Origin of the sequence: Arthrobacter sp. NPDC058127 (assembly GCF_042884555.1) — a bacterium.
Lineage (GTDB): Bacteria > Actinomycetota > Actinomycetes > Actinomycetales > Micrococcaceae > Arthrobacter.
The window spans coordinates 1-12,694 of record NZ_JBHVTT010000017.1; the positions used below are offsets into that span (position 1 = coordinate 1).

Below are 12,694 nucleotides of genomic sequence, written 5' to 3' on the forward strand. Positions count from 1 at the left end.
CGGCAGCGGGGCGCCGGCCGGCGTCGTGGTCACCGGACTGACGGTGACGTACGCGGGAAGGGTGGCTGCCGCCGTCGGGCCCATCGACTTCAAGGCTCCGGCCGGGCAGATCACCGCGCTTGACGGCCGCAGCGGTTCGGGCAAGAGCACCATCCTGGGTGTCCTCGCCGGCACGATCGGCGACGGTCCGCTGGCAACCATCGAAGGTTCCGTCACCGGCGTGGGCGCCGGCGCGGTGGCTTGGGTTCCGCAACATCCCGTCATGGTTGCCGGCACGGTGCTGGACGAGGTGGTCCTTTACCTGAACGGCCGCAATCCCGGCCCAGGGTCCCAGGTCGATGCGTCGATGGACCCCGGATCCACCGCCGATGCGGACACCGCGAGGGCCATGAGCTGCCTGGAGCAGGCCGCCGCGGAGCACCTCGCGTTCAAACATCCCGCCGAGTTGAGCCCCGGCGAAGTGCGTCGGGTGGCCGTGGCGCGCGGCTTGGCGCGCCTCGACGCGGGTGCCACGGTCCTGCTGCTCGACGAACCCACCGCACACCTGGACGTCGCGTCCGCGGACGCCATCCGTTCGGCCATCGCGCGGCTGCGGGGGGCCGCGACTGTCATCCTGGTGGCCCACGACGCCACCACCCGGAAGCTGGCGGACAACGTAGTGAAGGTCGACGGCGGGAACGTCGGCGGCGGGGAGATCGACCGAAGGGCGGCGCAGGAGCAAGCAGGCCCCGCAGGGCTGGAATCCGCCGCACCCGCGTCAGCTCCGCTTCCACGGGACACGAATCCCGCAACCGCACCGGCGGGGGGAATTGAACCCCCCACCGGCATCTCCACGCTCAAGGCCCTGGCGCGGATCCTGGCGCCCGTCCGCTACAAGTTCGCCGGTGCCACGCTCCTCGCGGCGCTCGCAGCCTTGTTTGCCGTGGCGTTGTCCGGGCTCTCCGGCTGGCTCATTATCCGGGCCAGCGAACAACCGCCCATCCTGTACTTGCTTGGAGCGATCGTTGGAGTCAGGTTCTTCGGCATAGGCCGGGCGGTGCTGCGGTACGCCGAACGCCTCGTCGTCCACGACACAGTCTTCGCCGCGATGACAAGGCTCCGGGGCGCGCTCTGGGCGAATCTCAGCGCGCGCGCCCTGTCCTTGCGGCGGCTCCTGCAGGGCGGCAATGTCCTCGGAGCGGTGGTGGACGATGTCGACACGCTGCGGGACGTGCTGCCGCGCGTCGTGCTTCCCCCGCTGTCCGCACTCGCCGTCGCGGTGTCGGCGGTGGTCGCCTCGGCGCTGCTGGTTCCCGCCACCGTACCGGCGGTTGCCACGACCGCCGTGGTTGGCCTGGTCCTGGCTCCTCTTCTTGCACTGGTGGCGGACCGGAACGCGGCACGCGCCGAGCAGCAACTGCGCTCACTCGTGCTGCGCGACGTTGCCGCGGCCCTCGACGCGCGCGCGGAGCTCAGCGCCAACGGCGTCGCCGGCCCGGTCCTGTCATCCCTGACCCGGAGGGACACTGCGGCCACGGCGGCCGCGCAGCGTTCCGCGTGGGCTGACGGAATCGGCCAAGGGTTGACCGTGCTTGCCTGCACCCTGGGAGCCCTGGCGGCCGGCCTTCTCGCCGCACCTTCGGTGCAAGCCGGAACTGTCGCGCCGGCCGTCCTGGCCGTCGTCGTCCTTGTTCAGCTGGCCCTCGCGGAACCCTACGGGGCGGCAGTGTCCGCCGTGCGGCAGGGTCCGGCTTTGGCCGCGGTACTGCGGCGGATCGCCCGGTCAGGGGCCTTCGATACGCCGGAAGCCGACGGCGGTGTGCTGACGTTGCCGGAGCGACCCGACGGCTCCGCGGGGATGCTGCTGGATGGCCTCGAAGCGTCCTGGCCCGGCGGCGCGCCGGTGTTCAGCGGGCTCAGCGCCGAAGCGGCCCCCGGACACTGGCTCGCGGTCACCGGTCCCTCCGGCTCGGGGAAATCCACGCTGCTCTCCGTGCTTCTTGGCTTCCTGCCGGCATCATCCGGGAGGGCCAGCGTCAGCGGGAGGGCCGCTTGGTGTCCCCAAGAGGCCCACCTCTTCGACTCCACGATTCGCGGCAATTTGCTGCTCGCCCGCCCGGCCGGCAGCAAGCCTTCCGAAGCGGACATGTACAAGGCCTTGGGCGCCGTCGGGCTTTCCGGAGTGGTATCCGGGCTCCCCGGTGGCCTCGATAGCCGCATAGGTCCCTCGGGTTCGTTCCTGAGCGGCGGCGAACGCCAACGGCTCGCCATGGCCCGCACGCTCCTCACCGGGGCAGCTGTCCTGCTCCTGGACGAGCCAACTGCCCATCTCGACGCCGAGGCCGGGCGCCTCATGATGGCGGAGCTGCGCGCCGGGCTAAAGGACGTCACAGTGGTCTTGGTGACCCACAACCCGGCCGACATCGCCGGGGGAGATTCCCGGCTGGATCTCGGCTCGCCGTCGGCGCTCCCGGAGCTGGTGCGCGGGAACTAGCCCGAAGTTACGTTTGTCCGAGCCGCCCGAGGGTGGCGTCCACCGACTCGACGATTTTGTCCACGAGTTTCCGCGCGTCGTCCTCCCGGATGAGCGGCGTGGATTGGCCGGCCCACAGCGACATCAGGTCCGGGATTCCCTGTTCGGCCGCGGCGGGCCGGAATTTGCCGGTCAGCCAGTTCTGGATCGGGAACGGGGCATGCGCGGAAGGATCGGCGAGCTCCGCGATGATCCGGTTGGGGATGCCGCGTGCCAAGCGGCCGCTGAGGGCGCGGGTCAGGACGGTGTGGGCGGCGTCGGGTCCGCGCATCGCGGCCAGGTGTGCGGGACTGATGGCTGACTGCCGCGTGACCAGGAAGGCCGAACCGATCTGGACCGCGTCCGCGCCAAGCGCCAAGGCTGCAGCGACCCCACGGCCGTCGGAGATGCCGCCAGCGGCGATGACCGGGACCGAGACGGCATCCACCACCTGGGGTACCAGGGCCATGGTCCCCACGAGCGAGTCCTCCGGGGCGCGCAGGAAGGAAACCCGGTGTCCGCCCGCCTCCATCCCCGTGGCGACGATGGCGTCCACGCCGCCGGCATCCAAGGCCACGGCTTCGTCAACCGTGGTCGCGGTACCGACCACCACGATGCCGTTCTTGTGAGCCTCCTCGATGACAGCCCCGGACGGAACACCGAACACGAAGCTCAGCACGGTTGGTCGGGCGTCGACGGCCGCTTGAATCTGTTCCTGCAGATCGGGCAGGTAGGTTTCCGGTTGCGCGGGTGGCTCCACGCCCACCAGCTCGAAATACGGCCGGAGGATGTCCACAAAGGCGGCGAACTGCCGGGCATCCGCGGTTGGCGGCTCTTCGCCCTCGATGGGGAGCCAGAGATTCAGTGCGAACGGTTTCCCGGTGGCCGTCCTGAGTTCGCGGGCCGTGGCGGCAATCCGTTCCGCATCGTATCCGTAGAGGCCGTAGGAACCCAGCCCGCCCGCCTCGCTGACCGTGGCCGATAGCTCCACCGACGACAGGCCACCGAAAGGACCGAGGACGATGGGCAGGTCAATATTGAAGAGGCGGGTTGCCCGCGTGTCTTTCCACGACATCGCGGCGCCTAGCCGTCCACGTCGTGCAGGTGATGGACGACGTCGTGCAGGAAGTACTGGGCAAACGTCAACACGGTGAACGTCGAGCCGTTGCTCCGGACCCCCGTGCGGGGCCACTCGTCTTCGTGGACAGCGGCGAAGGAGTTGGCAATTTGAGTGCCCTCGGTGGCCAGCTGCGCAGTGACTTCCGCGGGGTCCGCATTGGCGTAGTCGCCGTCGATCGCGGCCTTGTCCTGGTCCCAGTTGGCGAAGTGCGCGTCGTCCTCCCGCAGCATCAGGTTCAGGCGCTGGTCGAAGAGGCTAAAGACGTCCCGCACGTGGCAGGCATACTCCAAGGGCGACCACGTGTGCTCGTCCGGGCGCGTGGACGCGTCTTCCCGGCGCAGAACGGCCCGCCAACGCGGCAGCATGTTGAGGACTGTCCCCGGGACAGTGGACGGGGTCACAGTGGCGGCGTCGAAGCCGCATTCGGGACAGGGCGTGGACAGGACCCAGGTCCAGTCCTTGTCATCGGGAATGATCGGCATGGCAGTAGTCTAGGGCCCGGATTACCGATCCGGGCACACTGCCCGGCGAGCGGCCCATCCCAGGTCTGATCAGACCGATCAGGAGTAAAGTTTGTGCTGGGGAAGCCTGGAAAGTGAAATTGCCATGCTTAAGGATCTAAACGTCGCCGGAGTGCTCCCTGCCAGCGATATCGCCCGCGCCCGCGACTTCTACCGCGACAAGCTCGGCCTCGAACCGGACAACCCGGAGGCCACAGACAACCTGATGTACAAGTGCGCCAACGGCACCGCGTTCCTGCTCTACGAGACGCCGAATGCCGGGACCGCCAAGAACACCCAGTTGGGATTCCAGAGCACGGACCTGGACCAGGACATGGCCGACCTCAGGGAACGCGGAGTTGTCTTCGAAGAGTACGACTTCCCGGGCCTGAAAACCGAAAACGGCGTAGCCACCATGTCGAGCGGAGAACGGGGAGCCTGGTTCCTCGACACGGAAGGAAACATCCTCAGCATCTCGACGATGTAGCCCGGCATAGTCAGGCCCAAGCACAGCCGCGACGTCACAGTCAAAGCCTACTTCCGGTCAATTTTCCCCGGGGTTCCCTTCTTCCCACGCCATGCTCGCACCGATGGCATCTACAGGCTGGGAGAGGGGAACGCCCGAGCCGTCGCGGCGGCCGTGCTCCTGTGGGAGGGCCCGGGCAACGCCGGCGCTGGATGACGCCTTCGCCGGGCCGTGGCCCGCCCACCCGAGCAGGAGCGTGTCTTCACCCTTGAGGAAACGGTGGGCCCGCACGCCTCCCGTCGCCCGGCCCTTGGCCGGATACTCCTCGAACGGGGTGATCTTGGCCGTGCCCGGAGCGGTCCCCGGCAGCGCGCCGTTGCTGCCCGCGATCGTCACGACGACGGCGGCAGGGTCGTTGGCGCGCACCGCGCCGAAGTGGATGACGTCGTCGCCGTCCCCCAGCTTGATACCCGCCATGCCGCCCGCGGTGCGGCCCTGCGGCCGAACGGCGGAGGCGCTGAAACGCAGTAGCTGCGCAAGCCGGGTCACGAAGACCAGGTCGACGTCGTCGTCCTGGGCCGGCTCCACGCCCACCACAGTGTCCTTGTCCTTGAGCGCGATGACTTCCCAGTCTTCGCGGTTCAGCGGGTAGTCGGGCTGGACGCGCTTGACGACGCCCTGGACCGTGCCGATGGCCAACACGGCATCCAGCGGCACGAACGCCACGAGCGATTCGCCCTTGAGCAGGGTGATGAAGTCCTTTGCCGCGACGCCCCCGGCAAGATTGGGCAGGCCGGAAACGGGCGGCAGCGCCGGCATGTCCATGACCTGTACCCGGAGCATGCGTCCCTGCGAGGTGACCGCGCCGATCTCGCCGCGCGCGGTTGTCTTGACCACGGAGCGGTAGACATCATGCTTGCTCCGCGGCCCGGATTCGGCCAGCGGCTCCTGGTTGGAGGTCCGCGCGATCTGGCCGGAAGTGCTGAGGAGCGCCCAGCAGGGGTCGTCGGGGATCTCGAGCGGGAGCGCGGCGGCCTTGCCCTTGCCCGCCGGGACGGCTGCCGCGAGCGCTGCGGCGACGGTGGGGGAGACTGCCTCGGACTCGAGGAGAACCGTGCGTCGTGGTGTGCCGTACTTCTCAGCCACCTCGGCCAATTCCCCGGATACCAGCTCGCGCAGGAGCACGTCGGACGCGAGGATCGCCTCGAGCTCGGCGATCTCCCGGCGAAGTTCTTCCTGCTCTTTCTCGAGTTCGATGCGCGAGTACTTGGTCAGTTGGCGCAGGCGGAGTTCCAGGATGTAGTTGGCCTGGATCTCGGACAGGTCGTAGATGGACATCAGCCGTTCGCGGGCCGCCGATGCCTCGTCCGAGGAGCGGATGATCTGGATGACCTCGTCGATATCGACGATCGCGATCAACAGGCCCTCCACCAGGTGGAGGCGGTCCTTTTTCTTGCCCAAGCGGAAGGCCGTGCGACGGCGTACGACGGACAGGCGGTGGCCGACATAGACCTGCAGGAGCTGGAGCAAACCCAAGGTCTGCGGCTGCCCATCCACCAAGGTCACATTGTTGATGCCGAAGGAGTCTTCCATCGGGGTGAACCGGTAGAGCTGCTGCAGCACGGCGTTGGGGTTGAAGCCGTTCTTGATCTCGATCACGAGGCGCAGTCCGTGCTTGCGGTCCGTGAGGTCCATGACATCGCTGATGCCCGTCAGTTTTTTGGCGTTGACGGCATCCTTGATCTTCTCGATGACCTTCTCCGGGCCCACCATGTAGGGGAGTTCGGTCACCACCAAGCCGGTGCGGCGGGCGGTCAGCTGTTCGATTTCCACCTTGGCGCGGGTCTTGAACGAACCGCGACCCGTGGCATAGGCATCACGGATTCCGTCCAGCCCCACGATCCGGCCGCCTGTGGGCAAGTCCGGGCCGGGCACGAACCGCATGACGTCTTCCAGCGTGGCGTCCGGATTGGCGATGAGGTGCCGGGCGGCCGCGATGACTTCCACGAGGTTGTGGGGAGCCATGTTGGTGGCCATGCCGACTGCAATGCCCGTGGTGCCGTTGACGAGCAAATTGGGGAAGGCCGCGGGCAGGACGTCCGGCTGGGTGAGTTGGTTGTCGTAGTTGGGGACAAAGTCCACCACGTCTTCGTCGAGGTGCTCGGTCATCGTCATCGCAGCCGCGGCTAGCCGGGCTTCCGTGTAACGCGGTGCCGCCGGGCCGTCGTCGAGCGAACCGAAGTTGCCGTGCCCGTCAATCAGGGGCAAGCGCAGCGAGAAGTCCTGTGCCATGCGCACCATGGCGTCATAGATGGCCGCGTCACCGTGGGGGTGCAGCTTTCCCATGACTTCGCCCACCACTCGGGCGCTCTTGACGTGCCCGCGGTCCGGGCGCAGGCCCATGTCGCTCATCATGTACAAAATGCGCCGCTGGACGGGTTTGAGGCCGTCGCGCGCATCGGGGAGCGCGCGGGAATAGATCACCGAATACGCGTACTCCAGGAAGGAGCCTTCCATCTCGGAAGTGACGTCGATATCGATGATGTTCTCGGTGAAGTCCCCGTCGACGGCGGCCGGGGCCGCGTTCGAGCGGGAGGGACTTTGGCTTCGTGCCATGGAGTCGGTGGATCCTTAAACGTGTACTGCGGAAGACTTAGCTAGGCTAAGCCTATGGTGGATCAGGCCGGCGCCGGCGTATATCCGGAATATTGGGAGGCCGATGTCGTGCTTCGCGACGGCGGAACGGCCCACTTGAGACCTATCTCACCCGAAGACGCCGATGCGCTGCAGGCATTCCACACCGCGCAGTCCGAGACGTCCATCTACATGCGGTTCTTCTCGTTCAAGTCGAGGCTCTCCAGCAAGGAACTGCGCCGCTTCACCGAGGTGGACCACAAGGACCGGGTGGCGTTCGTCATCACCATCGGCGGAGAGATCGTGGGCGTCGGCCGCTACGACCGGCTCGATGATCCCGCCGAGGCCGAAGTGGCCTTCAATATTTCCGATGTCCAGCAGGGCCGCGGCATCGGCTCCATCCTGCTCGAACACTTGGCTGCGGCTGCCCGGGAGAACGGCATCCGCCGCTTCACCGCCGAGGTCCTGCCGGAGAACCGCAAAATGCTCCGGGTGTTCGCCGATGCCGGCTACGAGCTTGCGCGCAAATTCGACGACGGCGTCGTCAGCGTCGAATTCAACATCGACCCCACCGAAAAATCCCTCGCCGTCATGGAGTCGCGGGAGCACCGCGCCGAGGCCCGTAGCGTGCGGGACTTGCTGGCGCCGTCGTCGATCGCCGTGGTGGGTGCCAGCCGCCGGTGGGGGACCGTAGGGCACCAGTTGCTTGAGCACATCCTGGAGGGTGGCTTCACTGGCGCGGTCTATGCCGTCAACCCTGAAGCGTTCGAGCTGGCTGGCATGAAGTCCTTCGCCCGGATTGCCGACGTCCCCGGGCCGGTACAGCTCGCCATCATTGCCGTGCCTTACGAGGAAGTGCCGAAAGTCGTGGCCGAGTGCGGAGCGGCCGGGGTCAAAGGCCTTGTGGTCGCCACCGCCGGGTATGCCGACGACGGCGAGCGGGGGCTGCGGAGGCAGCGGGAGCTGGTGCGCCGGGCCAGGTCCTATGGGATGCGCGTGATCGGCCCCGAATCGTTGGGGATTGTGAATACGAACCCGGACGTTTCCCTCAATGCCTCCATGGCCCCGAGCCTGCCCCGGCGCGGGGGACTGGGGCTGTTCACGCAGTCAGCGGCCATTGGGGTTTCCGTCTACGCCGCCGCGAGCCGCCGCGGCCTGGGCATTTCCTCGTTCCTCTCCGCAGGCAACCGCGCCGATGTCTCAGGCAACGACGTCATGCAGTTCTGGGAGGACGACCCCGATACTGTCGCCGTCGGGCTCTACCTGGAGTCGATCGGCAACCCGCGCAAGTTCTCCCGACTGGCCCGCCGCTTGTCGCGCAGCAAGCCGGTCATCGTTGCCAAATCGGATGTCACCGGGCTGCGCCTTCCGCCGGGGCATGTGGTGAGGACCACGTTGGCGCCTGCCGCCGCGTTGGACGCGATGATGCGCCAAGCCGGGGTCATCGCCGTCGAAACCATTGAACAGCTCATGGACGTGGCGCAGATCGTCTCCAGCCAGCCTTTGCCCAAGGGCCCGGCGCTCGCCGTCTACAGCAATTCCGCGGCCTTCGGGAAGGTCGTGGCGGACAACGCGGCGCCCCAAGGACTCGTCGTCGACAGGATCGTCACCGACGTGGACCTCGACGCGGGGATGTCCGCAGCGCAGGAGCAGCTGCGGAGCAGCCTCCGGAAGAATCTCGCGGACGATTCCGTGCATGCGGTGGTGGCGGCCATGGTGCCGTCCCGCAGCCTCACGATGGAAGCGATCGCCGGAGTGCTTGCCGAATGCGCAGCGGAGGCCGGCAAGCCCGTCGTAGCGGCCTTCACGGGGATCCTTGACGCTTCCGTGCAGCTGGATGGCGTGCTTGCTCCAAACGGCGAGTCCGGGCCATCCCTTCCTTGCTACTCGAGCGCGGGCAGCGCAGTGGCGGCCCTGGCGGCAGTGGTCCGATACGCGAAGTGGCTGGACCGGGACCAGGGCATGTTCGTGGAGCCTCCGGGTTGCGACCGCGAGGGTACCCGCCAACACATCGAACGGCTCCTGGCTTCCGTCACGGGGGAGCAATTGGTGCGGCTCGACGACGGCGAAGGTGCGGCCTTGCTGTCACGCTACGGCATCCCTGTGGTGCCGTCGGTTGCGTTCGAGAACGACGACGACGCCGTGGCCGCGGCTGAACTGCTCGGCTGGCCCGTGGTGCTCAAGACCACGGATCCCGCCCTCCGACACCGACTGGACCTCGGGGGTGTGCGGTTGGACATCGAGGATGCGGACTCGCTGCGTCGCAACATCGCGCAGATGCGTCACGCCCTTGAGCCTTACGGTTCGCCCGCCATCGAGGTCCAGGCGATGGCTCCCGTGGGTCAGGCCTGCACGTTCCGCGCCATCGAGGATCCGCTCCTGGGGCCGGTGGTGTCCTTCGGATTGGCGGGAGACGCCGTGAACCTCTTGGACGATTGGGCGCACCGGGTACCTCCGTTGTCCTCTGCCGATCTCCACGACTTCATCAGGGCCCCTCGCGCTTCCCTTAAATTGTTCGGCTACCAAGGGCTGCCTGCCGTGGACGTGGCTGCCCTCGAGGACCTGGGGGCACGGCTGGTCCGCCTCAAGGATGAACACCCTGAGATTGCCTTGGTGGAGTTCAATCCCGTCCTGGCCGGGACCCGGGGCGCGAAAATCCTTGCAGCCGAAGTGTGGATCGGGAACGCCGCACATCGCACGGACAGTGCCCGCCGTGCGATGCTCAGCTGAGCTGACGGTTGACCGCCAGAGGGCCGGACGGTTATGAAGTCCCCAGCCGATCTGTGAAAATGGGGGAATGAGCTCGAAGTCCCCGACGCCTCCGTCCGGTCCGGCTACCACCGGGCACCACGCAGCACACAACCACAGCTCGCAGGGGCAGAGCCTGGACCAGGCACTTCAACGGGCCGGTTTCTATCCTGTCCTTGTTGCCGATGTTGTGGCCGATGCCTTGGACGGGCGTGACTGCCTTGCGCACCTGGTGCATTTGGAAACACATTTCGACCGTGCCGAGGTCCGGCGGCACATCACGGTCCTGGTCCTCACCGAGGACATGCTGGTGATCACCCACGTCGACGATCAGCAGCTTGACGAAGCCGGCGAGCAGATCGTCGCCCAGATTTCCACGGAGTCCGTGCCCGTGGCACAGATCCGCTCGGTGGTCCTCAGCTACATGTATGCCCAGCCGCAGAACTACACTCCAAGCGACCCCGTCAGGGAGCTGACCCTGTCCATTGCCTGGTCCGGAGGCCAGCGACTGGATGTCGGACCCGCCAGCTGCGGCGATCCCCAGTGCGAAGCCGACCATGGGTACACGGGCACCATCTCCCAGGAGGACATCGTGCTGCGGATCAGCTCCGAGGCCGACGGACCCAGGGCTGTCCAGGACGCGAAGATCTTCGCCCGCGCGCTGCGGGCAGTGAACACCGGCGCTCCCGGCCCTTCGGTCCACACCGGTTCCATCTCGGCTCCGCGCCTCCGCTCGGGCGTTTTCGGCAACCGGCTGAGCCGTGGGCACCAGCGCTGATGGCGACGTCGGAACCCGTCGCCCAGGACACCGTCCCCGTTTCCAGCACCGTCCCTGAGCTTCCCGGCGCGCCGCTTTATGGGAGCAAGTCGATCGCCGAGGTCTTCACGAGCGCTGCGGCGTGCATGGGCCTGCCCGGTTTCGAAAACAAACTGCAATTGCCTGCATCGCAACGTGTGTGCGTCGTTCTCGCTGATGGACTGGGACGCAACCTCCTAAAGCAGAAGGCTGCCCACACCCCGTTTCTGAGGTCAATTGCGAATGCGGGCCAGGGAGCTGTTCCCGTGTGGCTTGATTCGGCTTTTCCTTCCACCACGGCATCGTCCTTGGCCAGCCTTGGAACCGGCCGTACGCCCGGTGAACACGGCATGGTGGGCTATGACGTCCTGGATCCTGCCCAGGACAAGGTGGTCAACCTGCTCGGCAATTGGGACGCCGGAGTCGACCCCCTGCGCTGGCAGCCGTTCCCGACAATTTTCGAACGCGTTGCTGCTGACGCCGACGTCGTCACGGTGAGCCTGCCCCAGTTCGGCGCGTCACCGATGACCCGCGCGGCGCTCCGCGGAAGCCGGTTCGTAGGCGGCACCTCGCTCCATGCCCGAACGGCAGCAGCGGGGGAGGAAATGGCCGCGGGAACCCGCTCGCTCATGTACTTCTACGTCAACGAACTGGACAAGGCCGGGCACCGCTACGGCTGCCAGTCCGATCGCTGGGAGCACCAGCTCGAAGAAATCGATTCGACGGTCAAGAGGCTCTCTGCGTCACTGCCGGCGGGGACAACCATCCTGCTCACCGGCGACCATGGAATGCTGGACGTCCCGGAGTCACAGCGCATCGACTACTCCGCCGATCCTGCCCTTATTGCCGGGGTCCGGCATACGGCGGGCGAGCCACGCATGGTCCACCTGTACCTCGAACCCGACGCCGGAGAGCGTCACCGGGAAGCCCTGTTGGATGCCTGGCGCACCCGCTTCGGCGAGCGGATCTGGGCCTTCACCCGCGAGCAGGCCCTTGAGGCAGGTCTCTTCGGGGACCTGCGAGCTGAGGTTTCCCCCCGGATCGGGGATGTCATGATCGCCGCCCGCGACGCCTTGGCGCTCTACGATGTCCGCCGCGTCCGTCCGACTGCCTTGGAAGTGGTGGGGCAGCACGGTTCGCTGACCAAGTCGGAGCGCGAAGTTCCGCTGCTTTGCTTCCAAGCCGGAGGTCCCAAGGGCCGCCGTGGCTGAACTCATTTTCTTCTCCGGAACCATGGACTGCGGCAAGTCCACCCTCGCTTTGCAGATGGACTACAACCACCGTGCGCGCGGGCGGGGCGGGGTGCGCTTCAGTTGCAACGACCGGGCCGGCGGTTCCGTCATTTCCAGCCGGCTCGGGCTCCAGACGGATGCGGTGGAGGTCATTGATACTACCGATTTCTGGGACGAGGTTGTCCGACGCCGGACGACGGGCCTCAAGGTGGACTACCTGATTTGTGATGAAGCCCAGTTCTACTCACCCGAACAAGTGGAACAGCTGGCGCGGGTGGTCGATGAGATGGGCGTAGACGTATTCGCTTTCGGAATCACGTCCGACTTCCGTACCCGGCTGTTCCCCGGATCCCAGCGTCTGGTGGAGCTCGCGGACAGGGTGCAGGTCCTGCAGGTCGAAGCGCTTTGCTGGTGCGGCCGCCGGGCAACACACAATGCGCGGACCGTGGACGGCATCATGGTGGTCGAAGGCGAGCAGGTCGTGGTGGGGGACGTTGCCATGGAGGCCGGCCGGGCGGAGGCTACCCCGGAGCACATCGAAGCCTCGCAACCGGTCGTCGGGTACGAGACCCTATGCCGCAGGCACTACATGCGCCGGGTCACGGCACACGGGGCCAACCTCATGGCGAGCCGGGACCAGTTGCTGCCGTTCGACGTCGACGCTTGCCTTTGGCACGGCGCCAGCTGAAGCTGCCGGGAACTGGAAG

9 protein-coding genes are annotated in these 12,694 nt (G+C 67.0%); 6 read left to right on the plus strand and 3 right to left on the minus strand.

Going from position 1 to position 12,694, the window contains the following annotated elements; translation table 11 throughout:
* A partial coding sequence (cydC, locus tag ACFVTG_RS18765) for a thiol reductant ABC exporter subunit CydC (protein WP_390282402.1) occupies positions 1-2,473 on the plus strand: 2,473 nt, incomplete at its 5' end.
* Between the two features lie 7 nt (positions 2,474-2,480).
* Here the strand turns inward: cydC and ACFVTG_RS18770 are convergent.
* A complete protein-coding gene (locus ACFVTG_RS18770) occupies positions 2,481-3,566 on the minus strand; it encodes an NAD(P)H-dependent flavin oxidoreductase (protein WP_390282403.1) in 1,086 nt (361 codons plus the stop codon).
* 8 nt (positions 3,567-3,574) lie between these two features.
* The gene (locus ACFVTG_RS18775) at positions 3,575-4,093 is read right to left on the minus strand and encodes a DinB family protein (protein ID WP_284752011.1); all 519 of its coding nucleotides are present in this window, start codon (positions 4,091-4,093) and stop codon (positions 3,575-3,577) included.
* Positions 4,094-4,217: 124 nt separating this feature from the next.
* Here ACFVTG_RS18775 and ACFVTG_RS18780 point away from each other — a divergent pair, with 124 nt between their 5' ends.
* The gene (locus tag ACFVTG_RS18780; RefSeq protein ID WP_390282404.1) at positions 4,218-4,598 is read left to right on the plus strand and encodes a VOC family protein; all 381 of its coding nucleotides are present in this window, start codon (positions 4,218-4,220) and stop codon (positions 4,596-4,598) included.
* A 57-nt stretch (positions 4,599-4,655) separates the two neighbouring features.
* Here the strand turns inward: ACFVTG_RS18780 and ACFVTG_RS18785 are convergent, their stop codons facing one another.
* Positions 4,656-7,193 (minus strand): DNA topoisomerase (ATP-hydrolyzing) subunit A, encoded by a 2,538-nt coding sequence (locus tag ACFVTG_RS18785; RefSeq protein ID WP_390282405.1) that lies wholly within the window; start codon positions 7,191-7,193, stop codon positions 4,656-4,658.
* 54 nt (positions 7,194-7,247) lie between these two features.
* Between ACFVTG_RS18785 and ACFVTG_RS18790 the strand changes: the two genes are divergently transcribed.
* The 4 genes from ACFVTG_RS18790 to ACFVTG_RS18805 all read left to right on the plus strand — a co-directional run bounded on the left by ACFVTG_RS18790 (position 7,248) and on the right by ACFVTG_RS18805 (position 12,675).
* Positions 7,248-9,941, plus strand: coding sequence for a GNAT family N-acetyltransferase (locus ACFVTG_RS18790; protein WP_390282406.1), 2,694 nt, complete (start codon positions 7,248-7,250; stop codon positions 9,939-9,941).
* A 67-nt stretch (positions 9,942-10,008) separates the two neighbouring features.
* The gene (locus ACFVTG_RS18795) at positions 10,009-10,737 is read left to right on the plus strand and encodes a DUF5998 family protein (protein WP_284752015.1); all 729 of its coding nucleotides are present in this window, start codon (positions 10,009-10,011) and stop codon (positions 10,735-10,737) included.
* Positions 10,737-11,966 (plus strand): alkaline phosphatase family protein, encoded by a 1,230-nt coding sequence (locus ACFVTG_RS18800; RefSeq protein WP_390282407.1) that lies wholly within the window; start codon positions 10,737-10,739, stop codon positions 11,964-11,966. The genes ACFVTG_RS18795 and ACFVTG_RS18800 overlap by 1 nt, the downstream gene beginning before the upstream one ends.
* Entirely contained in the window at positions 11,959-12,675 is a 717-nt protein-coding gene (locus ACFVTG_RS18805) for a thymidine kinase (RefSeq protein WP_390282408.1), read from the plus strand. Before ACFVTG_RS18800 ends, ACFVTG_RS18805 begins: the two co-directional genes overlap by 8 nt.
* The last annotated feature ends 19 nt before the right edge of the window (positions 12,676-12,694 follow it).